At 69.6% G+C, this 22,967-nt stretch carries 23 protein-coding genes; 7 read left to right on the top strand and 16 right to left on the bottom strand.

Going from position 1 to position 22,967, the window contains the following annotated elements:
* Positions 1-34 precede the first annotated feature (34 nt).
* From AB0B94_RS19715 to AB0B94_RS19705, 3 genes are all read right to left on the bottom strand, one after another.
* Positions 35-1,825, bottom strand: a complete 1,791-nt coding sequence (locus AB0B94_RS19715; RefSeq protein WP_357281817.1) for a 3-hydroxybutyryl-CoA dehydrogenase — start codon at positions 1,823-1,825, stop codon at positions 35-37.
* A gap of 126 nt (positions 1,826-1,951) precedes the next feature.
* Positions 1,952-3,013 carry an alpha/beta hydrolase gene (locus AB0B94_RS19710; RefSeq protein ID WP_357281815.1) on the bottom strand — a complete coding sequence of 354 codons (1,062 nt, stop codon included), beginning with the start codon at positions 3,011-3,013 and terminating at the stop codon, positions 1,952-1,954.
* An 89-nt stretch (positions 3,014-3,102) separates the two neighbouring features.
* Positions 3,103-3,468 (bottom strand): FHA domain-containing protein, encoded by a 366-nt coding sequence (locus AB0B94_RS19705; protein ID WP_357185272.1) that lies wholly within the window; start codon positions 3,466-3,468, stop codon positions 3,103-3,105.
* Positions 3,469-3,776: 308 nt separating this feature from the next.
* Here AB0B94_RS19705 and AB0B94_RS19700 point away from each other — a divergent pair, with 308 nt between their 5' ends.
* The gene (locus tag AB0B94_RS19700; protein WP_357281812.1) at positions 3,777-5,273 is read left to right on the top strand and encodes an aldehyde dehydrogenase family protein; all 1,497 of its coding nucleotides are present in this window, start codon (positions 3,777-3,779) and stop codon (positions 5,271-5,273) included.
* An 80-nt stretch (positions 5,274-5,353) separates the two neighbouring features.
* Positions 5,354-6,010 (top strand): class I SAM-dependent methyltransferase, encoded by a 657-nt coding sequence (locus tag AB0B94_RS19695; RefSeq protein ID WP_357281810.1) that lies wholly within the window; start codon positions 5,354-5,356, stop codon positions 6,008-6,010.
* An 8-nt stretch (positions 6,011-6,018) separates the two neighbouring features.
* Here AB0B94_RS19695 and nucS read toward each other — a convergent pair whose 3' ends face one another.
* Positions 6,019-6,678, bottom strand: coding sequence for an endonuclease NucS (gene nucS, locus AB0B94_RS19690; protein ID WP_124773555.1), 660 nt, complete (start codon positions 6,676-6,678; stop codon positions 6,019-6,021).
* 71 nt (positions 6,679-6,749) lie between these two features.
* Between nucS and AB0B94_RS19685 the strand changes: the two genes are divergently transcribed.
* Positions 6,750-7,367, top strand: coding sequence for a DUF4126 domain-containing protein (locus AB0B94_RS19685; protein ID WP_238670525.1), 618 nt, complete (start codon positions 6,750-6,752; stop codon positions 7,365-7,367).
* Between the two features lie 85 nt (positions 7,368-7,452).
* Positions 7,453-7,749, top strand: a complete 297-nt coding sequence (locus AB0B94_RS19680) for a DUF1540 domain-containing protein (protein ID WP_357281806.1) — start codon at positions 7,453-7,455, stop codon at positions 7,747-7,749.
* Between the two features lie 37 nt (positions 7,750-7,786).
* On the opposite strand, the gene AB0B94_RS19675 is transcribed toward AB0B94_RS19680, so the two are convergent.
* The gene (locus tag AB0B94_RS19675; protein ID WP_357281804.1) at positions 7,787-9,793 is read right to left on the bottom strand and encodes a protein meaA; all 2,007 of its coding nucleotides are present in this window, start codon (positions 9,791-9,793) and stop codon (positions 7,787-7,789) included.
* Positions 9,794-9,944: 151 nt separating this feature from the next.
* Between AB0B94_RS19675 and AB0B94_RS19670 the strand changes: the two genes are divergently transcribed.
* A complete protein-coding gene (locus AB0B94_RS19670; protein ID WP_357281802.1) occupies positions 9,945-10,796 on the top strand; it encodes an ABC transporter ATP-binding protein in 852 nt (283 codons plus the stop codon).
* Positions 10,793-11,638 (top strand): ABC transporter permease, encoded by an 846-nt coding sequence (locus AB0B94_RS19665; protein ID WP_357281800.1) that lies wholly within the window; start codon positions 10,793-10,795, stop codon positions 11,636-11,638. The genes AB0B94_RS19670 and AB0B94_RS19665 overlap by 4 nt, the downstream gene beginning before the upstream one ends.
* 40 nt (positions 11,639-11,678) lie before the next feature.
* Here the strand turns inward: AB0B94_RS19665 and AB0B94_RS19660 are convergent, their stop codons facing one another.
* Complete coding sequence (locus AB0B94_RS19660) at positions 11,679-12,527, bottom strand: 3-hydroxyacyl-CoA dehydrogenase family protein (protein WP_124773549.1); 849 nt, start codon at positions 12,525-12,527, stop codon at positions 11,679-11,681.
* 79 nt (positions 12,528-12,606) lie between these two features.
* A complete protein-coding gene (gene murA, locus AB0B94_RS19655) occupies positions 12,607-14,049 on the bottom strand; it encodes a UDP-N-acetylglucosamine 1-carboxyvinyltransferase (RefSeq protein WP_357281796.1) in 1,443 nt (480 codons plus the stop codon).
* Here murA and AB0B94_RS19650 point away from each other — a divergent pair.
* Positions 14,048-14,620 (top strand): cob(I)yrinic acid a,c-diamide adenosyltransferase, encoded by a 573-nt coding sequence (locus AB0B94_RS19650; RefSeq protein ID WP_357281793.1) that lies wholly within the window; start codon positions 14,048-14,050, stop codon positions 14,618-14,620. The genes murA and AB0B94_RS19650 overlap by 2 nt on opposite strands.
* Before the next feature lie 325 nt (positions 14,621-14,945).
* Here the strand turns inward: AB0B94_RS19650 and AB0B94_RS19645 are convergent, their stop codons facing one another.
* The 9 genes from AB0B94_RS19645 to AB0B94_RS19605 form a co-directional block, all read right to left on the bottom strand.
* Positions 14,946-15,401, bottom strand: coding sequence for a DUF2550 domain-containing protein (locus AB0B94_RS19645; protein ID WP_124857610.1), 456 nt, complete (start codon positions 15,399-15,401; stop codon positions 14,946-14,948).
* A 12-nt stretch (positions 15,402-15,413) separates the two neighbouring features.
* A complete protein-coding gene (locus tag AB0B94_RS19640) occupies positions 15,414-15,695 on the bottom strand; it encodes a F0F1 ATP synthase subunit epsilon (RefSeq protein WP_030488054.1) in 282 nt (93 codons plus the stop codon).
* A gap of 88 nt (positions 15,696-15,783) precedes the next feature.
* Complete coding sequence (locus AB0B94_RS19635; protein ID WP_357281788.1) at positions 15,784-16,926, bottom strand: LCP family protein; 1,143 nt, start codon at positions 16,924-16,926, stop codon at positions 15,784-15,786.
* A 223-nt stretch (positions 16,927-17,149) separates the two neighbouring features.
* Positions 17,150-18,586, bottom strand: coding sequence for a F0F1 ATP synthase subunit beta (gene atpD, locus AB0B94_RS19630; RefSeq protein WP_350858522.1), 1,437 nt, complete (start codon positions 18,584-18,586; stop codon positions 17,150-17,152).
* Positions 18,586-19,515: a F0F1 ATP synthase subunit gamma gene (locus tag AB0B94_RS19625; protein WP_328652358.1), complete on the bottom strand. Its 930-nt coding sequence runs from the start codon at positions 19,513-19,515 to the stop codon at positions 18,586-18,588. Before AB0B94_RS19625 ends, atpD begins: the two co-directional genes overlap by 1 nt.
* A 4-nt stretch (positions 19,516-19,519) precedes the next feature.
* Complete coding sequence (gene atpA, locus AB0B94_RS19620; RefSeq protein ID WP_357281783.1) at positions 19,520-21,172, bottom strand: F0F1 ATP synthase subunit alpha; 1,653 nt, start codon at positions 21,170-21,172, stop codon at positions 19,520-19,522.
* Between the two features lie 165 nt (positions 21,173-21,337).
* Positions 21,338-22,159, bottom strand: a complete 822-nt coding sequence (locus AB0B94_RS19615; RefSeq protein ID WP_357281780.1) for a F0F1 ATP synthase subunit delta — start codon at positions 22,157-22,159, stop codon at positions 21,338-21,340.
* Positions 22,159-22,698 carry a F0F1 ATP synthase subunit B gene (locus AB0B94_RS19610; RefSeq protein WP_112584053.1) on the bottom strand — a complete coding sequence of 180 codons (540 nt, stop codon included), beginning with the start codon at positions 22,696-22,698 and terminating at the stop codon, positions 22,159-22,161. Before AB0B94_RS19610 ends, AB0B94_RS19615 begins: the two co-directional genes overlap by 1 nt.
* A gap of 32 nt (positions 22,699-22,730) precedes the next feature.
* Positions 22,731-22,964, bottom strand: a complete 234-nt coding sequence (locus AB0B94_RS19605; RefSeq protein ID WP_091405890.1) for an ATP synthase F0 subunit C — start codon at positions 22,962-22,964, stop codon at positions 22,731-22,733.
* Positions 22,965-22,967: the final 3 nt, after the last annotated feature.

The following is a 22,967-nucleotide window of genomic DNA, read 5'->3' as shown; positions in this document are numbered from 1 at the left end:
AGACGCCGTCACCGGCGCCCACTGTTGACACCGCTCAGCGGTGCGCGTGGTCGCGGAAGCCGCGGCGGGTTTTGCGGCCCAGGTAGCCGGCGGTGACCAGGTGCTCCAGCAGCGGCGCTGGCGCGAAGCCCGGCTCGCGCAGTTCCAGGTACAGCTCGCGCTGGATGGCCAGGGAGACGTCCAACCCGACCACGTCGAGCAGCTCGAACGGGCCCATCGGGTAGCCGCAGCCCAGCTTCATGGCGTGGTCGATGTCGTCGGCCGTCGAGTAGCTGGCCTCCAGCATCTTCACCGCGTCGTTCAGGTACGGGAAGAGCAGCGCGTTGACGATGAAGCCGGACCGGTCGCCGCAGACCACGCCGGTCTTGCCGAGCGCGGCGCAGACGGCGCGGGCGGTGGCGGTGGCTTCCGGGGAGGTGCGAATGGTGCGGACGACCTCGACCAACGGCATGACCGGGGCCGGGTTGAAGAAGTGCAGCCCGACCACGTCGGCCGGCCGCTGGGTGGCCATCGCCACGTCGATCACCGGCAGCGACGAGGTGGTGGTGGCCAGCACCACACCCGGCTTGCAGATCTCGTCGAGGCTGGCGAAGAGGGCCTTCTTGACGCTCAACTCCTCGACGACCGCCTCGACCACCAGGTCGACGTCGGCGAGGTGGTCGAGCGTGGCGGACCAGCTGATCCGCCCCAGGGCGGCGTCCCGGTCGGCCTCGGCGAGCTTCCCGCGCACCACGCCCTTGTTGAGCGAGGTCTTCACCGCCTCGCAGACCTTCGCGGACTTCTCCATGCCGCGGGTCACCGAGACCACCTCGTAGCCGGCCTTCGCGAAGACCTCGATGATCCCGGTGGCCATGGTTCCGGAGCCGACCACGCCGACCTTCGCGATGGCGCGAGCGCCGTCGGCGAGCGCGGCGTCCGTGGCCAGCGGCGTCGTCTCATCCGGTACGACCACCGGGGAGCCGGGCCGCTCGTAGGTGTAGAAGCCCCGGCCCGACTTCCGGCCGAGCAGCCCTGCCGTCACCATCTGCTTGAGCAGCGGCACGGGGGCGTGGCGGCGGTCCCGCCCGCCGCGCCGGTACATGGTGTCCAGGATCTCGTACGCGGTGTCCAGGCCGATCAGGTCCATCAACGCCAGCGGGCCCATCGGCAGGCCACAGCCGAGCTTCATGGCGGCGTCGATGTCCTCCCGGGTCGCGTAGTGCGACTCGAACATGGCGACCGCGTGGTTGAGGTAGCCGAAGAGCAGCGCGTTGGCGATGAAGCCGGCCCGGTCGTTGATGGTGACGTCGACCTTGCCGAGTCGGGCGCAGAGCGCCTCCACGTCGGCGACCACCTCGGGTGCGGTGACGACGGTGCGGACCACCTCGACAAGCTTCATCACCGGGGCCGGGTTGAAGAAGTGGATGCCGATGACCTGGTTGGGTCGACTGGTGGCGACCGAGATCTCAGTGACGCTCAACGACGAGGTGTTTGTGGCGAGGATCGTCTCCGGTCGGCAGACCCGGTCCAGCTCCGCGAAGATCCGCTGCTTGAGGTCCAGGTGCTCGGGCACCGCCTCGATGACCAGGTCGACGGAGTGCAGCGCGTCCAGCCCGACCGCGAAGTGCACCCGCTCGTGCAGGGCGTCGCGGTCCGCCTCGGCGAGCTTGCCCTTGGCGACCGCCCGGTCGGTGGAGCCCTTCAGGGTGGCCCGGCCACGCTCCAGCGCCGGCGCGGAGATTTCCACTGCCACCACGTCGATGCCGTTGCGGGCGAAGACCTCGACGATGCCGGCACCCATGGTGCCCAGCCCCACCACACCAACGGTGCTGAACTCGCGCGCCACGACCGGCCTCCCCAGAGACTCCGCACGACCACTGAACGGCCGCTAAGGTTATGCGCGCGAGTCTGCCACGTGACAATGAGTTGTCGAGACGCCGTGGCGTATTTCACCAACGGCTCGGCATCGCCGTTACCCGGCCGCCACGCTGGTCAGGGCCAACAACTCCGCGACGAACTCCGCAGGGCGCTCCAGGTGCGGGCTGTGTCCGCAATCGGGCAGCACCACCTCGTGGTACGCGCCGCCGGCCGCCGCGTACCGGTCGAGCACCGCCCGGGTCTGGCCGACCATCGGCTGCGGTGGGCAGGCGTCCGCGCCGGGCCAGCCGGGCACGAGATCCAGCGAACCCAGGTACGCCAGGTCGAAGAGCGAGGTGTCCGAGACGATGACGTCGACGTCTCCGCGTACCCAGGTGACCGGGGGTTTCTCGGCGACGGCCACCAGCTCGTCGGCGAGCCGGAACCAGGTCGGCGCGAGCGCGTTGAGCACCCCGCGCTCCCCCGGCGCGGTGCCCGGCCAGTTCTCCGACGGCACCGCCGTGCCCGGGTAGTTGTCGTCCCCGGTGGCTGTGGAGAGCACGGTGTCCAGCAGCAGTTCCTCGTCCTCGATTAGAGAGGCGGGATCGGCCACGTAGGTGGCTCGCAGCACGGCGCGCGGGCTGGCCGGCGCGTCGGTGCTCCGGTCACCGGCCGCGAGGCGGGCGACGAAGTCCGGGTTCGCCGTGCCGGCGCCGGTGCCGGCGAAGTCGGGGGTGGTCGGCGTGCCGGTCAGGTCGCGGGTGCCGCCGAAGCCGTACGGGGAGACCGGCGCGGCGAGCAGCAACGCCCCCACCCGGTGCGGATGGTCGACCAGCAGGCGCATCGCCACGCCGCCGCCGAGGGAGTGCCCGACCACCACCGGGCGCGCGTTGGCGTCGAAGAGCGTCGGGTCGTCGAGCAGGGCGGCCACGTCGTCGGCGAAGTCGCGCAGCCCTCGGGTGGCGTCCACCGGGGCGGTAGCCGAGTCGCCGTACCCCCGTAGGTCGGGGGCGACCACCCGCAGCGTCGGTGGCAGGCGACGGACCAGCGGCTCCCAGAACAGCGCGGACGAGCAGTTGCCGTGGATCAGCAGCACCGGTGTGCCGTCCGGCGGGCCGGCCACCCGTACCGCCTGGGTGATGCCGTTCGCCGTCACGGTCCGCTGCTCGGTCTCCATCCGCGGCATGCTGCCACGGGCGTCCCCGCCAGTCCAGGTGTCGGACCGCCACCCAACGGAGCCGCCCGGTGTGGCAGGCCGCCAGGCGATCAGCGACGTGAGCCCGGTGGCGCGGCCAGCGGCAGCGGCAACGTCGGTCGGACGTCGCGTCGGGACGGGCCGAAGCTGAGCCCCACCGGGTCGGTGAGTGCCACCCCGGGGTCGAACAGACGCAGTTCGGTACGGCCCAGCCGGATGACGTCGCCGTCGGAGAGTCGTTCCACCTCGGTGATCCGCCGGTCGTTGAGCCAGGTGCCGTTGGTGGAGCCCAGGTCGCGCAGGGACGGGCCCTCCGGCGCCAGCCACACCTCGGCGTGGCGACGGCTCAGGTGTGGGTCGTTGATGACCACCTGACCGCTCGGCGCTCGGCCGATCACCTGTATCTCGGCTCGCATACGAAAGCTCGCGCCGCGCATCGGTCCACCCGCGACCGTCAACAGCGGCATCAGTTCCGGATGTTCCTCCATGGACAGTCAGCCCTCCACCCCACACCGTCACTCCGCGCGTCAGCTTGCCATCAGACGGTAGTCGTCAATACCGACCGGCCGGTCAGCCTCTCGTCACCTCCCGGCCACCTGCCGTTCGACGATTCGGGCGGGCCGCATCCGTCACCAACGCCCTGACCTGCACTGATCAACGATCGGCCGGGTTGGTGCGACGCCGCTCCCTCGGGCCCGAATCGGGGACCCTACCGGTGAGTAATCCTCGGGTCTAGACTTCCGCCATGACGGCAGTGCATATCCCGGGCGTTCCGGTCATCGACGCGGACCAGTTGGTCTCCACCAGCCCGGCGACCGGCGCCGAGGCCGGCCGTCTCCCGGTCGCCACCGACGCCGACGTGCGGCAGGCCGTCGACCGCGCCCGCGCCGCCAGCGAGTGGTGGGCGGGTCTCGGCTTCACCGGCCGCCGCCAGCGGATGCTGCGATGGCGTGCGCTGCTCGCCAAGCGCATCGAGCAGTTGGCCGAGTTGGTGCACGTCGAGGGCGGGAAGCCGGTCGCCGACGCCATCGTCGAGATCGTCACCGCGATCGAGCACATCGACTGGGCCGCCCGCAACGCCGGCCGCGTGCTCGGTCCACGTCGGGTGCGGTCCCGGCTTATCCTCGCCGAGTTCTCCGGGCACCTCGAATACCAGCCGTACGGGGTGGTCGGCGTGATCGGGCCGTGGAACTATCCGGTCTTCACGCCGATCGGCTCCGCCGCGTACGCCCTCGCCGCCGGCAACGCCGTGGTGCTCAAGCCGAGCGAGTACACGCCCGCCGTCGGCCAGTGGCTGGTGGACAGCTTCGCCGAGGTCGTGCCCGAGCAGCCGGTCTTCACCGCCGTGCACGGGCTGGGCGACGTGGGTGCGGCGCTGTGCCGCTCCGGCGTCGACAAACTGGCCTTCACCGGCTCCACCGCCACCGCCCGAAAGGTGATGGCCGCCTGCGCCGAGACGCTGACCCCGGTGCTCATCGAGGGCGGCGGCAAGGACGCCATGATCGTCGACAGCGACGCCGACCTGGACGCGGCCGCCGAGGCGTGTGTCTGGGGCGGCATGACCAACGCCGGCCAGACCTGCATCGGCATCGAGCGGGTGTACGCGGTCGACGCCGTCTTCGACACCTTCGTCGACAAGGTGGTGGCCCGCGCCGGTCGGCTGACTGTCGGGCCGGAGGGCACCGACATCGGCCCGATCACCATGCCCCAGCAGATCGACGTGATTCGCCGACACATCGACGCCGCCATCACGTCCGGCGGGCGCGCCGTGCTCGGCGGCCCGAGCGCCGTGCAGCCGCCGTACGTCCACCCCACAGTGCTGGTGGACGTTCCGGAGGAGTCGGCGGCCGTCCGCGAGGAGACGTTCGGCCCCACGCTGACCATCAGCCGGGTCCGCGACGCCGACGAGGCAGTCGCCCGCGCCAACGCCCTGTCGTACGGCCTCGGGGGTTCGGTCTTCGGCCGGCGGCGCGCGGTGGCCATCGCCCGGCGACTGCGCTCCGGGATGGCGTCGATCAACTCCACACTGACCTTCGCCGGCATGTCCACACTGCCGTTCGGCGGTGTCGGCGACTCCGGCTTCGGGCGGATCCACGGGGAGGACGGCCTGCGTGAGTTCGGTCGGGCCAAGGCGATCACCCGACGTCGTGCCCGGTCGCTGCTGCCGTCGATGACCTTTCAACGCACCCCCGCCGACGTGGCCCGACTCGTCAAGGCCATCAAGGTCATGTACGGGAGGTAAGTGTCGGATAACCGATCATCAACAAGGATCGGTGTATCCACATGTTTATACGCCGTGGTCACGGCGGTACATTGCGTTAAATGGGCCCCAATCGATTGCGCTACCGCCTTGTCGACAGTGACCAGTCGTGGAGCGCCCGACGGCGTCGGCACCGCTCGGACTGGCTGGCGCGCACCTTTCCCGACATCGGGGACATGCACGTCGTCGACCTCGGTGGGCGGCTCGGCACCTGGCACCGCGCCACCGTCCGACCGGCCCGGGTGACAGTCGTCAACCTGGAGCAGCCGCCCGCCGTCGTCCCGGAATGGGCCCACGTCGAGCAGGCCGACGCCTGCGCTCTGCCCCCGCACCTCACCAAGGGCAGCTACGACCTGGTCTTCTCGAACTCGGTGCTGGAGCATGTCGGCGGGCACGAACGCCGGATTCGCTTCGCCGCCGCCGCCCGCTCACTGGCCGAGCGGCACTGGGTGCAGACGCCCTACCGTTACTTCCCCATCGAGCCACACTGGATCGCGCCGGGAATGCAGTTCCTGCCGGTACGACTGCGCACCGCGTTCGCCCAACGCTGGCCGCTCGGGCACAAGCCGACCCGCAGCCACGCCGCCGCCATCCACCAGGTGCTCTGGACCGAACTGCTGGACCGTTCGCAGATGCGCCACTACTTCCCCGACTCGACGATGCTGGTGGAGCGGGTGTTCGGTCTGCCGAAGTCGCTGATCGCGGTGCGCAACGGGTAGGACGCCGGTCAGAAGAGGGTCAGCTCGTCCTTCACGATGCCGCGCAGCTTGTCGTAGTCCACGACCACACACCGGATGCCCCGGTCGGTGGCGAGCACCCGGGCCTGCGGCTTGATCTCCTGGGCGGCGAAGACCCCGACGACGGGGCTGAGCAGCGGGTCACGGTTCATCAGCTCGAGATAACGGGTCAACTGCTCCACCCCGTCGATGTCGCCACGCCGCTTGACCTCGACGGCCACCGAACCCGAGTTGGCGTCCCGGCACAGCAGGTCGACCGGGCCGATCGCCGTCATGTACTCGCGGCGGACCAGCGTGAACCCCTCACCCAGGACACCCGGGTTGGCGGCCAGCAACTCCTGCAGGTGCGCCTCCACCCCGTCCTTGCGCAGGCCCGGATCCACACCCAACTCGTACGAGGTGTCCTGGAAGATCTCCTCCAGGGTGATCCGCAGTTCCTCGCCAGCCTTGTTGACGACCCGCCACACCCCGGGGGCCTCCTCCAACCGACACGGCGGGCTCATCCAGTTCAACGGCTTGTACGCCCGGTCGTCGGCGTGAATAGACACCGACCCGTCCGCCTTCACCATCAGCAACCGGGTGGCCAGCGGCAGGTGAGCCGAGAGCCGTCCGACGTAATCCACCGAGCACTTCGCAATGACCAACCGCACCCGACGAGGGTAGCCGAGCACCCACCGGTCGCCAGCGAGCGGCACTGGCGCGTCGATGCGATGCTGAGACCGTGTTCGAAGTCCTCACCGGCACCGGTCTCGCCGCCTCGGCGGGGCTGAACGCCTACATACCCCTGCTCATCCTCGGTCTACTCGGCCGTTACACCGACCTGATCGACCTGCCCAGCGGCTGGACCTGGCTCGGCAACGGCTGGGTCATCGCCATCATGGCCGTGCTGCTCGCCGTGGAGATGGTCGCGGACAAGGTGCCGGTGGTCGACCACATCAACGACGTGGTGCAGACAGTGGTCCGACCCACCGCCGGTGGCCTCGCCTTCGGCGCCGGCTCCTCGTCGGAGACGGTGACGGTCAGCGACCCGGGGAGCTTCTTCTCGTCGCACCAGTGGGTGCCGGTCGTCACCGGCGTCCTGCTGGCGTTGGGCGTGCACCTGCTCAAGTCCGCGGCCCGCCCGGTGATCAACGCGACCACCGCCGGGATCGGCGCGCCGGTCGCCAGCACCGCCGAGGACGCGACCAGCGTGGTGGTCTCCCTGGTGGCGATCATCCTGCCGGTGTTGGTGCTCGTCGTCCTGGTCGGCCTGGCGTTCTTCGTCTTCTGGTTCTTCCGTCGTCGATCCGAACGACGCCGCGAACGGGAGGCCGCCCGCGCCGCCGGCTTCCGCGTCTGACCCGGCGGATCGGCGGCCCGGCATACCGGGCTTCCCCAGGCCGACAAAAGCCTAGTATCGGGGCAAGAGCCTAGAGGAGGTCGGCATGACCGCAGCGTTGGAGATGCCCCGAGTCCAGGAATGTGTGGTTGCCGCGTGCGCGTACAACCAGTCGGGTGACTGCCACGCCTTCGCGATCACCATCGGCAGCATGGATCACGCCCACTGCCACACCTTCGTCGAGTCGCCCGTCCGGGGCGGCGTGGAGAGCCTGATCGCGCAGGTGGGCGCCTGCCAACGCGCCGACTGCCGGCACAACGAGCAGTTGGAGTGCCACGCGCCTTCGATCAGGGTCGGCCCGGACAACGACATGGCCGACTGCATGACCTACGCCGGCCGCTGACCCACGCCCGCCGCCGACCTGCCGGAACAGCCATCGATCACGGCAGGTCGTTGGCGTGACGGATGACAGTCACCAGGTCGTCGATGATGCCGGTGAGGGCGAAGTCCTTCGGGGTGAAGACCCGGGCGACCCCGGCCGCCCGGAGGGTGTCCGCGTCACTGGTCGGGATGATGCCGCCCACCACCACCGGCAGGTCCGCCCGGCCGGCGGCGCGCAGCCCGTCGAGCACCGCGGGCACGGCGGCCAGGTGCGATCCGGAGAGCACTGAGAGCCCGACCAGGTCGACGTCCTCCTCGACGGCGGCGGCGACGATCTGCCCCGCGGTCAACCGGATGCCCTGGTAGACGACCTCGAAGCCGGCGTCGCGGGCCCGTACCGCGATCTGCTCCGCGCCGTTGGAGTGCCCGTCCAGGCCGGGTTTGCCGACCAGCAGCCGCAGCCGGCCGCTGCCCAACTCCCGCGCGGTGGCGGTGACCCGCTCGCGGACCGCCGCGAGTCCCGGCTCCCCACCGCCGCCGGTGGCACCGGCCAGGCCGGTCGGCGCCCGGTACTCGCCGAAGACCTGGCGCAGCGCGCCGGCCCACTCGCCGGTGGTCACCCCCGCCCGCACGCACTCCACTGTGGCCGGCATCAGGTTGGTGCTGGTCGCGGCGTCCGCGCGCAGCCGGGCCAGCGCCGCGTCGACGACGGCCGCGTCCCGGTCGGCCCGCCACCGGCGTACGCCGTTGACGGCGGCGGCCTCGACGGCGGGATCGACCTGCTCGACGGCGTCCGCGCCGGCGGCGGTCAGCGGGGAGGGTTCGGTCTCGGTGTACCGGTTGACCCCGACCACCACGTCGGCACCGGACTCCATCCGCCGACGGCGCTCGGCCAGCGACGCCACCAACGCGCTCTTGAGGTACCCGGTTTCCACCGCGGCGACGACGCCGCCCAGCTCCAGCACCTTGTCCAGCTCGACCCGCGCCCCGGTGACGACCTCGTCCACCAGCGCGGTCATCACGTGCGAGCCGGCGAACAGGTCGGGGTATTCGAGCAGATCCGACTCGTACGCCAGGACCTGCTGCATCCGCAGCGACCACTGCTGGTCCCAGGGGCGGGGCAGGCCGAGCGCCTCGTTCCAGGCGGGCAGTTGGACCGCGCGGGCCCGGGCGTCGCGGGACATCGTCACGCCGAGCATCTCCAGCACGATGCGCTGGATGTTGTTCTCCGGCTGCGCCTCGGTGAGGCCGAGAGAGTTGACCTGTACGCCGTAGCGGAACCGCCGTTGTCTGGCGTCGGTCACCCCGTAGCGGTCCCGGGTGATGTGGTCCCAGAGCACGCCGAACGCGCGCATCTTGGCGATCTCCTCGACGAAGCGCACCCCGGCGTTGACGAAGAACGAGATCCGCTGGACCACGTCGCCCATCCGTTCGGCGGGCACCTGCCCGGAGTCGCGGACCGCGTCGAGCACGGCGACCGCGGTGGCCAGGGCGAAGCCGACCTCCTGCACTGGCGTGGCGCCGGCCTCCTGGAGGTGGTACGAGCAGATGTTCACCGGGTTCCACCGGGGCATCTCACGCAACGTGTACGCCACCACGTCGGCGGTCAGCCGCAGCGACGCCGCCGGCGGGAAGATGTAGGTGCCCCGGGACAGGTACTCCTTGATGATGTCGTTCTGGGTGGTGCCGGCGCAGCGGGTCAGGTCGGCGCCCTGCTCCAGCCCGACGCTTGCGTACAGGGCGAGCAGCCACATCGCCGGGGCGTTGATGGTCATCGAGGTGTTCGTGTCGGCGAGCGGGAGACCGTCGAAGAGCGCCCGCATGTCGCCGAGGTGGGCCACCGGCACGCCGACCCGTCCGACCTCGCCGGCGGCGAGTTCGTGGTCCGGGTCGTACCCGGTCTGGGTGGGCAGGTCGAAGGCGACCGACAGACCGGTCTGCCCCTTCGCCAGGTTGCGGCGGAAGAGGGCGTTGGTCGCCGCGGCCGACGAGTGGCCGGCGTAGGTGCGCATCACCCACGGGCGGTCCCGCTCGGGCAGCCGCCCCGGGAATGCCGTCTCATCCATGGCCGGAGTCTAAGTTACCGTTCAGTAAAAGGGGTTGTGGAAAACCACACAGGTCCATGTCGGGGACGTCCGGGTGTCAAGTTCCCGCAGTGGCGCGGACCGCCACACCCCGGGCACCACGCGGGCCAGGTCAGGACGCACACTGGACGGCATGGATGACGAGCTGGCCATCTCCGTCCGAGGGCTGCGCAAGGCGTACGGGGACAACGTAGCGGTGGCGGACGTGGATCTCGACGTGCGCCGTGGCGAGGTGTTCGCGTTGCTCGGCCCGAACGGCGCCGGCAAGACCACCACGGTGGAGATCCTGGAGGGTTACCGACACCGGGATGCCGGCGAGGTCTCGGTGCTCGGCGCGGACCCGGCCCACCCAGACTCCGACTGGCGTTCCCGGGTCGGCATCGTGCTCCAGGGCACCGGCGAGTTCGACGAGATGTCAGTGGCCGAGGTGATTCGGCACTTCTCCGGCTTCTACCCCGACGCCGACGACCCGGCGAAGGTGATCGAGCGGGTCGGGCTGGCCGGCAAGGCGAAGGCCCGCACACACACCCTCTCCGGCGGGCAGAAGCGCCGCCTGGACGTGGCACTGGGCATCGTCGGCCGGCCGGAGCTGCTCTTCCTCGACGAGCCGACCACCGGCTTCGACCCGGAGGCGCGTCGCGAGTTCTGGGAGCTGATCCGCGACCTGTCCGCCGCCGGCACCACAATCGTGCTCACCACCCACTACCTGGACGAGGCGGAAGCGCTCGCCGACCGGGTCGGCGTGATCGCCGGCGGCCGGCTGGTCGAGGTGGCCGCCCCGAACCGGCTGGGCAATCGGCAGGAGGCCCTCGCGACGGTCTCCTGGCGTACCCCCGAAGGGACGCTGGAAAGCGCGCAGAGCGCGACGCCGACGGCCTTCGTGGCCGACCTGGCGGCGCGCCACGGCGGCGAGGTCCCCGGGCTCACCGTGACCCGGCCGACCCTGGAGGACGTCTACCTCACCATGATCGGACACGCGCGATGACGACCACGACGAAGCCGGCGACGCCGGTCACCGCGACTCGCGGGCGGAGGCCGGGGGCCGGCGGGCTCGCCCTGCGCCAGGGCCGGTTGGAGATCACCCAGTTCCTGCGCAGCCGGGAGTCGGTGGTCTTCACCATGGGCTTCCCGATCATCATGATCCTGATCTTCGCGTCGATCTTCCATGGGACGATCGGCGGTGGGGTGAAGTTCACGCAGTACTTCATCACCGGCATGATCGCGACCGGCCTGATGACCGTGAGCTTCCAGAACCTCGGCATCTGGATCCCGGTCGAGCGGGACCGGGGCGTGCTCAAGCGCTACCGGGGCACGCCGATGCCGAAGTGGGTCTGGTTCGCCGGCAAGGTGATCATGGTGGCGGTGATCGGCATCGCCGAGACGGCGCTGCTGCTGGCCTTCGCGGTGGCGCTGTTCGACCTCGACCTGCCGGGCACCGCCGGGAAGTGGCTCACCTTCGGCTGGGTCGCCGTGCTCGGGGTGATCGCGTGCACCCTGTGCGGCATCGCCATCTCGTCGGTGGCCAGCACCGCCCGCAGCGGCTCGGCGGTGGTCACCCCGGTGTCCCTGATCCTTCAGTTCATCTCCGGGGTGTTCTTCGTCTTCACCGACCTGCCCACCTGGATGCAGCAGGTGGCGGCGCTGTTCCCGCTCAAGTGGATGTGCCAGGGGCTCCGATCGGTCTTCCTCCCGGAGAGCTTCGGCGCCCAGGAACCGGGCGGCTCGTTCGAGCTGGGCCGGGTGGCGGTGGTGCTGGCTCTCTGGTGCGTGATCGGTGCGGTGGTCTGCCTGACCACCTTCCGCTGGACCACCAAGCGCGACGGCTGAGCGGCCGGCCGGGGCGGCTGCCCGCCCCGGCCGTCAGCACTCAGTACGTGTAGAAGCCCTTGCCGGTCTTGCGGCCCAGGTCACCGGCGGTGACCATCCGCTGGAGCAGCTCCGGCGGGAAGAACTTCTCGTCGGCGGTGTCGGTGTAGATGTTCTTCGAGGCGTGCAGCAGCACGTCCACCCCGGTCAGGTCGGTGGTGGCCAGCGGGCCCATCGCGTGCCCGAAGCCCAGCCGGCAGGCGGTGTCCAGGTCTTCAGCGGACACCACGCCGGACTCGACCAGCTTGACCGCCTCCATCACCAGGGCGGAGATCAGCCGGGTGGTGACGAAGCCGGCGATGTCCCGGTTCACCACCACGACCGTCTTGCCGATCTCCTCGGCGAAGACCCGCGCGGTGTCCAGCGTGGCGTCGCTGGTCTTGTAACCGCGCACCAACTCGCAGAGCTGCATCATCGGCACCGGGGAGAAGAAGTGCGTGCCGACGACAGCCTCGGGCCGCTCGGTCACCGCGGCGATCTGGGTGACCGGGATCGCCGACGTGTTGGTGGCGAGCACCGCGTCCGACTTGCAGATCTTGTCCAGGGCGCGGAACACCTCGTGCTTGATCTCCAGGCGCTCGAATACCGCCTCGACCACGATGTCCGCGTCCGCCGCCGCCTCCAGGTCGGTGGTCGGGGTGATCCGAGCCAGCGTCGCCTCGACCTCGGACGCCTCGATCTTGCCCTTCTCGGCGAACTTCTCCAGTGACTTCCGAATACCGCCCAGACCCCGGGTGGTGGCCGCGTCGTCCAGGTCGCGCAGCGTCACCTGCCAGCCCGCCTGCGCCGCCACCTGGGCGATGCCGGAACCCATCAACCCGGCCCCGACGACCGCGAGTCGACCCGCCATCTGCTTCTCCCTCGCTGCGATTGAGTGCCTGCCTGCACCCTAGTCGGCGAGACTGAACGATGACTAAGTGGCGGGGCCGTCAGATCTCCAGTGCCGGCTCCTCCGGCGTGGTGCCCCGCTCGACAGCCACCCCGAGCGCACGCAGGTCGGCAACGAAGTCCGGGTAACCCCGGTCGACGTGGTGCACGTGGGAGACCTCGGTGACCCCCTCCGCGCAGAGCCCGGCAATGATCAACCCCGCGCCGGCCCGGATGTCGGTGGCCCGCACCGGGGCACCGGAGAGCCGGTCCCGTCCCCGGACCACCGCGTGATGCCCGTCGGTCTTGATGTCCGCGCCGAGCCGCATCATCTCGTTGGCGAACATGAACCGGCCGTCGAAGATGTTCTCGGTGATCAGGGAGGCGCCGTCGCTGACGGCCGCCAGCCCGATCGCCATCGGCAGCAGGTCGGTGGCGAAGCCGGGGTACGGCAGCGTCACCACGTCCACCGCCCGGGGTCGCTCGTCCATCCGTACGCGGAAGCCGTCTCCCCGGGTCTCCACCAGCCCACCCGCGGCCACCACCTTGTCCAGGGCGACCTCCAGGAAGGCCGGGTCCAGCCCGGTCACCGTCACGTCGCCCCGGGTCATCGCCGCGCCGAACGCCCAGGTGCCAGCGACGATCCGGTCCCCCACCGTGGCGTGGCGCACCGGACGCAGACCAGGCACACCGGTGATCCGCAACGTGGACGTGCCCGCGCCGACGATGCGCGCGCCCATCTGGTTGAGCATCGTGCAGATGTCGACGATCTCCGGCTCCCGGGCCGCGTTGTCGATCATCGTGGTGCCCTGGGCCAGCACCGCCGCCATCACCAGGTTCTCGGTCGCGCCGACACTGGGGAAATCCAGCACGATGTCAGCGCCCCGCAGACCGTGCGGGGCGGAGGCGATGACGAACCCGTGCTCACCGGAGATCTCCGCGCCCATCCGGGTCAGCCCGGAGATGTGCATGTCCAACCCCCGCGACCCGATCGCGTCGCCGCCGGGATGGGCCACCCGCACGTACCCTCGGCGGGCCAGCAACGGGCCGAGCACGCAGATCGACGCGCGCAACCGTCGGACCAGGTCGTAGTCGGCCTCCGCGCCCGGCTGCTCGGGCACGTCGATCGTCACCGACCGGGACCGGGCCACGCCGCCACTGGCGACCATCGGGTCGACCGGGTCGTCGGCGTCGAACTGGACGTCGCAGCCCAGCCGACGCAGCACCTCCCCCATGATCGCGATGTCGGTGATCCGGGGGACGTTGGTGATCACGCTGCGGCCCGGCGCGAGCAGCGCGGCGGCCATCAACTTCAACGCCGAGTTCTTGGCACCGACCACGTGCACGGTGCCGGACAGTCGGGCGTCACCGCGTACCCGGATGACGTCGACATCGCTGACCGCCGAATCGCCGGCGTCGCCGGGGCCCACCACCACCGGCCAGCCGGCGGTGCTGTCCGGCCGCGCCGGGATCGTCAGGTCGGGAATCCGTAGGCTGTGCGTCATGGCCGTCCACCTCACGCGCATCTACACCAAGGCCGGCGACGCCGGCATGACCAGGCTGAGCAACAACGAGCAGGTGCCGAAGACCGATCCACGGATCGCCGCGTACGCGGATGTCGACGAGTGCAACGCGGCGATCGGCGTCGCGCTCGCGCTGGGAGACCTCGACAAGGAGCTTCGCGGCGTGCTGGGGTCGGTGCAGAACGACCTGTTCGACGTCGGCGCCGACCTGGCCACCCCGGTCGAGCCGGAGCCGAAGTACCCGCCGCTGCGGGTGACCGAGGAGTACGTCGAGCGCCTGGAGGGCTGGTGCGACGAGTACAACGCACGCCTGAGCAAGCTCGACTCCTTCATCCTCCCCGGCGGCACCGCAGGTGCGGCGCTGCTGCACGTGGCGCGGACCGTCGCCCGGCGTGCCGAACGGGCAGCGTGGGCGCTGGTGAGCCACGATCCGGAACGAACCAGCACGCTCCCGGCAAAGTATCTCAACCGGCTCTCCGATCTGCTCTTTATCCTGTCAAGAACGGCAAATCCGGCAGGAGACGTGCTATGGGTGCCGGGCGGCAAGCGCTGAACGTCGGGCGCTCCGCACCACGTCGAGGTCTGGGTTCCCACTCTGCCCGCCACCACGCGTAGCCAGGGCCGACTCGTCCTCCGGGCGACCCCCGCCAGGGCCGGGGCGAGTCAGCGTCGAGATCGACTCGGGTTCCATGAAGTCGGGCCATCCTGGCCACCACGACACCACGGTTTCAAGAAACCCGAAAAACGCGCCAGAACGGCGGACAGTGCCCACGAAGGGGTTTGCGGGGGGAGCCCGCCCGGCGCAGGGATCAAGCCTGACCGCCCGGAGCCGGGCGGGCTCCCCCGCAAACCCAGAAGAGCAACCACAGAAGAGCGGATCAGGCGGCAGGCCAGTCCTGGGAGGCCATACGCGGCGAGACCGCCCCCGGAGGGGCGGCCTCGAGCCAGGAGAGAAAACCGGTGACTGTCGATCGCGCCATGGCGATCTCCACCGGTGCGTGGTGACTGGTACAGCGGAGGATCACCCAGTCGGCCGGCATGGAGAACCGTTCCTGACCTTCGGGCAACCGGCGGCGCTCCACTGCCAACCCCTTGCGGGAGAGCACCCGCTTGGGCCGGATCGCGAAGCTGAACATCCGGTACCAGCGCAGCTCGTCACCGGCGAACCGGCCGAAGCCGGGCGACCAGCCGCGGCCGTCGAGCATGGTGGAGACCCGGACGCTGAGCCGGATGATGCCACCGCTGCGGGTGACCAGAGCTCGCCGGACGAAGAGGATCAGAAGCGCGCCGAGGATGACGACAACGCCGATTCCGAATCCTTCGACGATCTCCATCCCCGGTGTGGCTCAGCGGCTCTGCGCGGAGACCGGGGTTGCGCTCTCGGCCAGCACTGTGACACCGTCGGCGCTCACCGAGAGGAAGCCGCCGGCCACCTCGTAGGCGATCTGCTCGCCGCCGGCGAGCTTGATACGCACCTGGCCGGGCTCGGCGAGTTGGCCGAGTAGCGGCGCGTGCCCCGGCAGGACACCGAGCTCGCCTTCGGTCGTCCGGGCGACGACCATCTCGGCGTCACCGGACCAGACCTTCTCCTCGACGGCGACGAGCTCGACGTGAAGCTGCTGTGCCACGCTGTCTCCTTGCTGCGGCTACGGATTGCCGAAAGTCTAGCCTGACGACGCGGCGCGCCCAACGCGGGTGGCGACAACGCCTACCTGACTACTTGGTCTTGTTGACGAATTCCGGGTGCTCCAGCAGGAACGGGTCGAGTTGCTCGTTGTGTAGGGCGGTGAAGAAGTCCGGGACACCGTCCTGGAACTGCTCGCCCAGGTACTTCTGACCCTCGAAGACCCCGCCACCGGGCAGCTTGATCATCTCGATGGTGTTCGGGCGGATGTCCTTCAGGGCGAGGCCGAAGTCGACCACGCTGTTGCCTCGACCGTTGAAGATCAACGACTGGCCGGCGGCGCGGAGCACCTTGTCCAGCTTGATCGGATTGGACACCACGTCGGCGCTGAACGCCTGGCCGACCATGGCCTTGACGAACTGCTGCTGGTGGCGCTGCCGACCGTAGTCGGAATCCGGAACGCCGTTCTTCGGGTAGCGCTGCCGGACGTAGTCCAACGCCTGCCACCCACTCAGGTGCCGGTTGCCCTTCTTGTAGAGCGCCTGCGGGCCGACGTAGCCCTCACCACGGGTGTTGCCCGGCCGTGGCTTGCCGTCCGGCTGCTTGTGCTCGGACTTCACGTCGCGCTCGATGTACATGTCGACACCGCCCATGGCGTCGACGATCTTCTGGAAACCGGTGAAGTTGATGATCGCGCCAGCGTCGAAGCGCTTGATGCCCGTGACGTTCTGCACTGTGGTGGCCAGCAACTCGAAGCCCCGTGCCGCGTCGGGGTTGCCTCCCGGCACCTTGCTGCCGAACGACATCGCGGCGTTGATCTTCGTGGTCTCGCCCGGGAAGTCAGCCTTCTTGAACGCCGGGATCCGCACGTAGAGGTCACGCGGCAGCGAGAACAGGTAGGCCCGGTCCATCGAGGCCGGCACGTGCAGCACCATGATCGAGTCGGCCAGCGGCGCGGCGGTCGGCGTACGCGGGTCGATGCCGACGAGCAGGATGTTGAGCGGGCCCTTGATGTCGCTCTTCTTCGCCTGGGCGCCCGCCGCCTGGTCGCCGAAGAGGTCTGCCTTGCCGACGGACCCCTCGTAGCGGGCCATCAGCACCTCGGTGCCGACCAGCACAGCGCCGCTGAGCACGGCCAGCACGGTGCCGAACACGGTGCAGATCCTGGCCCACCGCGGCACACCTCGCCAGATGGACGGCTTGCGGCCCCTCTTGCCGGCCTTACCCACGAGCATCTCCGTTCGTTACGCCCACGACGAGGAAGACGGGCGCACGTCGCCGAAAGGTTGCAAAGATCAACGCTCGTTCAGGTGAGCGCGGAACGAACCGTAGCTCGGGAGCCTCCAAAGTGACGACCACGAGTAACGGACCGCGACGATGGTAGGACGCGAACATGAACAAAAGACTGCCCCGGCATTGCCGGGGCAGTCTTTTTGCTACAGATCGGACGAGGGCTGGTCAGCCCTTCATCAGCTCCTCAGCCTTACGCTCCAGGTCCTCGAGACCGCCGCACATGAAGAACGCCTGCTCGGGGAAGTGATCGTACTCACCCTCGCTGATCTTACGGAACGCCTCGATGGTCTCCTTGATCGGGACCGTCGAGCCCGGCACGCCGGTGAACTGCTCCGCCGCGTAGGTGTTCTGCGAGAGGAAGCGCTCGATCCGCCGGGCGCGCGCCACGGTGATCTTGTCTTCCTCGGAGAGCTCCTCGATACCGAGGATGGCGATGATGTCCTGCAGGTCGCGGTAGCGCTGCAGGATCCGCTTCACCTCGGTGGCAACCTGGAAGTGCTCGTTGCCGACGAACTCCGGGGCGAGGATCCGGGACGAGGACGCCAGCGGGTCCACGGCCGGGTAGATGCCCTTGTCGGAGATCGACCGCTCCAGGTTGGTGGTCGCGTCCAGGTGGGCGAACGTGGTGGCCGGGGCGGGGTCGGTGTAGTCGTCCGCCGGCACGTAGATCGCCTGCATGGAGGTGATGGCCTGGCCCCGGACGGAGGTGATCCGCTCCTGGAGCTCGCCCATCTCGTCGGCCAGGGTCGGCTGGTAACCCACCGCGCTCGGCATACGGCCGAGCAGGGTGGACACCTCCGAACCGGCCTGCGTGAAGCGGAAGATGTTGTCGATGAAGAGCAGCACCTCCTGCTTCTTCACGTCCCGGAAGTACTCGGCCATGGTCAGCGCGGAGAGCGCCACCCGCAGCCGGGTGCCCGGCGGCTCGTCCATCTGGCCGTAGACCAGCGCGGTCTTGTCGATGACGCCGGACTCGGTCATCTCGGCGATGAGGTCGTTGCCCTCACGGGTGCGCTCACCCACGCCGGCGAAGACCGAGGTACCACCGAAGTTGCGGGCAACACGGGTGATCATCTCCTGGATGAGCACCGTCTTGCCCACGCCCGCGCCGCCGAACAGGCCGATCTTGCCGCCCTTGACGTACGGGGCGAGCAGGTCGATGACCTTGATGCCGGTCTCCAGCATCTCGGTCTTCGGCTCAAGGTCGGCGAAGGCCGGGGCCTTGCGGTGGATGCCCCACCGGTCGTCGGCCTCGAACGTCTCGCCCTCGGTGAGGTTGAGCACCTCGCCGATCGCGTTGAACACCTTGCCCTTGACCGCGTCGCCCACCGGCACCGTGATCGGCTCGCCGCGGTCGCGCACCTCGGCGCCCCGGACCAGGCCGTCGGTCGGCTGCATCGAGATGGCACGGACCAGGTTGTCACCCAGGTGCTGGGCAACCTCCAGGGTCAGCGTCTTCTCACCGCCGGACAGGTTCACCTTCACGTTCAGGGCGTTGAACAGGGCCGGCATGGCGTCGCGCGGGAACTCGGCGTCGACGACCGGGCCGATGACCCGGACCACGCGACCCGTGGCCGTCTTGGTCTCTACTGGTGCAGTCATCACACTTCACTTCCCGACGCGGCCAGCGCGTTGGCGCCGCCGACGATCTCGCTGATCTCCTGGGTGATCCCGGCCTGGCGAGCCGAGTTCATCTCGCGCGTGTACTTCTCGATCATCTCTTCGGCGTTGTCGGTGGCGCTCTTCATCGCCCGCCGCCGTGCCGCCGACTCACTCGCCGCCGACTCGATCAACGCCGCGTAGATCCGCGTGTTGATGTACCTCGGCAGGAGCGCGTCGAGCAGCGCCTCCGCCTCCGGCTCGAACTCGTACGCCGGCAGCAACCCCTCGGAGCGCGGCCGGTCCTCCACCTGCATCGGACCGATGACCTTGGTAACCGGGCTCTGCGTCATGAGCGAGTGGAACTCGGTGTAGACGATGTGCAACTCGTCGACGCCGAGCACCCCGTCCGCTCCGGCGCCGCCGTCGACGTCGTCCGCACCGGCCGTGAACGCCTTGATCAGCGTCTCACCAACGGTACGGGCGTCCTCGAACGACGGCTGCTCGCTGAAGCCGGTCCAGTTCGCCTCGATCGGCCGCTCGCGGAAGCGGTAGAACCCGACGCCCTTGCGCCCGATGACGTAGAGCACCGGCTCCTTGCCGTCCGCCTTGAGCCGCGCGATCAGCGACTCCGCCATCCTGATCGCGTTGGAGCTGTAACCGCCGGCCAGGCCACGGTCGCTGGTGACCAACAGGACGCCGGCCCGCCGCACCCGCTCACGCGGGGTGAGCAGCGGGTGGTCGATCCGCGCGTTGGACGCCAGCGCCGTGAGCACGCCGGTGATGGCCTGGGCGTACGGCAGGGACGCCTGCACCCGGGCCTGAGCCTTGGCGATCCGGCTCGTCGCCACGAGCTCCATCGCCTTGGTGATCTTCTTCATCGACTTCGCCGAGCGGATCCGTTGACGAAGAACGCGTACCTGGGCCGCCACGGGATCAGCTCTCGGCCGGGCGGTCGGTCGCGCCGTCGCGGAAGCGGGTCACCGTCTCGCGGTTCTCGTCGCCCTCAAGCGGCGCGGCCGGCGCGTCGTTGACCTTGCGCTCGTCCTCCTTGCCGAGGAAGACCTGCTTGAACTCGGCGATCGCGCTGTCCAGGGAGCCGATGATGTCATCGTTCCACTGGTTGTCCGCGATGCCGGCCAGCACACCCTCGTGCTTGTGCCGCAGGTACTGGAGGAACTCCGACTCGAAGCGCCGCACCTCACCCACCGGAACGTCGTCCAGCTTGCCCTCGGTGCCGGCCCAGACCGAGACGACCTGCTCCTGCACCGGGAACGGCGAGTAGTTCGGCTGCTTGAGCAGCTCGACAAGGCGCGAACCGCGGTCCAGCTGGGCACGGGAGGCCCGGTCCAGGTCGGAGGCGAAGGCGGCGAACGCCTCCAGCTCGCGGTACTGGGCCAGGTTGAGCCGCAGCGAACCGGCGACCTTCTTCATCGGCTTCACCTGCGCGGCGCCACCGACCCGGGAGACCGAGGTACCGACGTTGATCGCCGGACGGACGCCCTGGTTGAACAGGTCGGTCTCCAGGAAGATCTGGCCGTCGGTGATCGAGATGACGTTGGTCGGGATGAAGGCCGAGATGTCGTTGGCCTTCGTCTCGATGATCGGCAGACCGGTCATCGAGCCGCCACCCAGCTCGTCGGAGAGCTTCGCGCAGCGCTCCAGCAGGCGGGAGTGCAGGTAGAAGACGTCACCCGGGTACGCCTCACGGCCCGGCGGGCGACGCAGCAGCAGCGACACGGCGCGGTACGCCTCGGCCTGCTTGCTCAGGTCGTCGAAGACGATCAGAACGTGCTTGCCGCCGTACATCCAGTGCTGCCCGATGGACGAGCCGGTGTACGGGGCGAGGTACTTGAACCCAGCCGGGTCGGAGGCCGGCGAGGCGACGATGGTCGTGTACTCCATCGCGCCCGCCTCCTCCAACTGCCCCTTGATGGAGGCGATCGTGGAGGCCTTCTGGCCGATGGCGACGTAGATGCAGCGAACCTGCTTCTTCGGGTCGCCGGTGCGCCAGTTGTCCCGCTGGTTGAGGATGGCATCCAGAGCGACAGTGGTCTTACCGGTCTTCCGGTCACCGATGATCAGCTGCCGCTGACCCCGACCGATCGGGGTCATCGCGTCGATGGCCTTGATGCCGGTCTGCAGCGGCTCGTCGACGGACTGCCGGGACATCACGTTCGGAGCCTGCAGCTCCAGCTCGCGGAAGCCCTCGTTGGCGATGTCGCCGAGCGCGTCGATCGGCTCACCGAGCGCGTTGACCACGCGGCCGAGGAAGGCGTCGCCGACCGGAACGGAGAGAACCCGCTCGGTGCGCTTGACGCGCTGCCCTTCCTCCAGCTTGGCGGAGTCACCGAGAACGACGACACCGATCTCCCGGACGTCGAGGTTCAACGCCACGCCGAGCGTGCCGTCCTCGAACTCCAGGAGCTCGTTGGTCATGGTCGAAGGCAGGCCCTCGACGTGGGCGATACCGTCACCGGTGTCGGCGACGGTGCCGACCTCCTCGCGGGAGACGTCGGACGAGTAGGAAGAGACGTAGCGCTCCAGGGCGCCGCGGATCTCCTCCGTCGAGATGGTCAGCTCGGCCATCCTCTGCTTCCTTAAAATTCAGGGGCCCGGGATACCTAGTACCGACCGGTCCGAATGGCGTCTGTCATTCCGGGCGCTGAGCGGTCCAGCCACCCCGATGCTGGGCGGCGGAGCCGCTCAGCGGCGGGGCGGCGAAGCCACCGCATTGCTGGGCGGCGGAGCCGCTCAGCGCTTCGCGAGCGCGTTGCGGGTCTCGTTGAGGCGGCGCAGGATGGTGCCGTCGTACAGGTCGGAGCCGACCCGCACGCTCACGCCACCCAGGACGTGGGGGTCCACCGTCTGCTTGACGGAGACCTCTCGACCGTATATCGCGCTGAGGCTCGCACCCAGCCGGCGCTCGTCCTCGTCACTCAACGGGGCCGCGACGATCACGTACGCCACCTGCCGGTCACGTCGCTCGGCGGCGAGTTCCACCAGCCGGGTGAGCGCGCCGGTGAAGGAGCGCCCGCCGTACCCGCCCAGTGCTACCTCGACGAGGCGGACGGTGACCGGACGGGCCTTGTCGGCGAGCAGCTCGCGGGCCAGGGTGGCCCGCTGCTCGACCGGGGCGACCGGGTCGGCGAGCGTGTTGCTCAGCGCCGACTGACCGGCCACTACCTGGCCGAAGCGGAACAGCTCGTCCTCGACCTCGCCCAGCTCGCCGGCGGAGTCGGCGCTGGCCAGCAGCGCCTCCACGCCCAGGCGCTCGGCGCCGTCGAGCAACTCCGACGGTGCCGACCACCGGCCGGAGACCAGCGACACGAGCAGGTCGAGCGCGTCCGCGCCGATCCGCCCGCCCAGCATGTCGCCGAGCAGAGCGCCGCGATCCTCGCCGGACCGGGACGGCTCGGAGAGCGCCCGGCGCAGCCGCGGCTCACGCCGCAGCAGGGTCGCCACGGAGAGGATGGCGTCGGCGGTGGAGGCCACCGCTGACGGCTCCGCGCCGCGGACGTACGTGTCGAGGCGCTCGGCCGCGACCTTGTACGACTCCCGGCTGGCGGCCTGCATCAGCGGGCCCCCGTGCTCTCGAGACCGCTCAGGAACCGGTCGACGGTGCCCTTACGCCGCGCCTCGTCGGCCAGCGACTCGCCAACGATCTTGCTGGCCAGGTCCACCGCGATGGTGCCGACCTCCGCGCGCAGCTCGCGCACGATGGTGGCCCGCTCGGCGGCGAGCGCGTCCTTGCCCGCCTGGATGACCCGGTCGGACTCTTCCCGCGCCTTGGCGAGGATGTCCTGCCGGATGCCCTCGGCGTCGGCCCGCGCGTCGTCACGGATCTTGGCGGCGTCGGTCCGGGCCTCGGCGAGCTGGGCACGGTACTGCTCGAGCAGCTGGTTCGCCTCGGCCTGGGCGGCCTCGGCGCGCTTGATGCCGCCCTCGATCGCGTCGACCCGAGCCTGGAACGTCTGCTCCATACGCGGGAAGACGAACTTCATCAGCACGAAGCAGAGCACGGCGAAGGCGACCGTGCCGACCACGATCTCCTGCCAGATCGGAATGATCGGGTTGTGGTCTGACTCACCACCCTCGGCGGCGAGGAGGAACAACATGGGTGACCTCCCGGTCGGAAGGGGCGGAATCAGCCGGCCCAGATGAAGCCGAAGGCGATGCCGAACAGCGCGAGCGCCTCGATGACGGCGAAGCCGATCCAGACGTACGGCAGGGTCATGCGCGACGACTCGGGCTGCCGGGCGGTCGACTGGATGTAGGCGGCGAAGACCAGGCCAACGCCGATGCCCGGGCCGATGGCGGCGAGACCGTAGCCGATGGCAGCGGTGCTACCGGTGACCTCGGCGAGAACGCTAGCGTCCATTGG

Origin of the sequence: Micromonospora sp. NPDC048986 (genome assembly GCF_040649335.1) — a bacterium.
Taxonomy (GTDB): Bacteria; Actinomycetota; Actinomycetes; order Mycobacteriales; family Micromonosporaceae; genus Micromonospora; species Micromonospora alfalfae.
Note: the sequence above shows the minus strand (reverse complement) of the source record. Positions and strands in the feature narration are given on the sequence as shown.

Excerpts from the sequence above, each read along its gene's own strand:
- AB0B94_RS19710 (WP_357281815.1), bottom strand. The coding sequence starts at position 3,013 with ATGGAGACCGAGCAGCGGACCGTGACGGCGAACGGCATCACCCAGGCG.
- AB0B94_RS19705 (WP_357185272.1), bottom strand. The coding sequence starts at position 3,468 with ATGCGCGGCGCGAGCTTTCGTATGCGAGCCGAGATACAGGTGATCGGC.
- AB0B94_RS19700 (WP_357281812.1), top strand. The coding sequence starts at position 3,777 with ATGACGGCAGTGCATATCCCGGGCGTTCCGGTCATCGACGCGGACCAG.
- AB0B94_RS19695 (WP_357281810.1), top strand. The coding sequence starts at position 5,354 with ATGGGCCCCAATCGATTGCGCTACCGCCTTGTCGACAGTGACCAGTCG.
- AB0B94_RS19680 (WP_357281806.1), top strand. The coding sequence starts at position 7,453 with ATGACCGCAGCGTTGGAGATGCCCCGAGTCCAGGAATGTGTGGTTGCC.
- AB0B94_RS19675 (WP_357281804.1), bottom strand. The coding sequence starts at position 9,793 with ATGGATGAGACGGCATTCCCGGGGCGGCTGCCCGAGCGGGACCGCCCG.
- AB0B94_RS19670 (WP_357281802.1), top strand. The coding sequence starts at position 9,945 with ATGGATGACGAGCTGGCCATCTCCGTCCGAGGGCTGCGCAAGGCGTAC.
- AB0B94_RS19665 (WP_357281800.1), top strand. The coding sequence starts at position 10,793 with ATGACGACCACGACGAAGCCGGCGACGCCGGTCACCGCGACTCGCGGG.
- AB0B94_RS19660 (WP_124773549.1), bottom strand. The coding sequence starts at position 12,527 with ATGGCGGGTCGACTCGCGGTCGTCGGGGCCGGGTTGATGGGTTCCGGC.
- AB0B94_RS19650 (WP_357281793.1), top strand. The coding sequence starts at position 14,048 with ATGGCCGTCCACCTCACGCGCATCTACACCAAGGCCGGCGACGCCGGC.
- murA (WP_357281796.1), bottom strand. The coding sequence starts at position 14,049 with ATGACGCACAGCCTACGGATTCCCGACCTGACGATCCCGGCGCGGCCG.
- AB0B94_RS19645 (WP_124857610.1), bottom strand. The coding sequence starts at position 15,401 with ATGGAGATCGTCGAAGGATTCGGAATCGGCGTTGTCGTCATCCTCGGC.
- AB0B94_RS19635 (WP_357281788.1), bottom strand. The coding sequence starts at position 16,926 with ATGCTCGTGGGTAAGGCCGGCAAGAGGGGCCGCAAGCCGTCCATCTGG.
- atpD (WP_350858522.1), bottom strand. The coding sequence starts at position 18,586 with ATGACTGCACCAGTAGAGACCAAGACGGCCACGGGTCGCGTGGTCCGG.
- atpA (WP_357281783.1), bottom strand. The coding sequence starts at position 21,172 with ATGGCCGAGCTGACCATCTCGACGGAGGAGATCCGCGGCGCCCTGGAG.
- AB0B94_RS19615 (WP_357281780.1), bottom strand. The coding sequence starts at position 22,159 with ATGCAGGCCGCCAGCCGGGAGTCGTACAAGGTCGCGGCCGAGCGCCTC.
- AB0B94_RS19605 (WP_091405890.1), bottom strand. The coding sequence starts at position 22,964 with ATGGACGCTAGCGTTCTCGCCGAGGTCACCGGTAGCACCGCTGCCATC.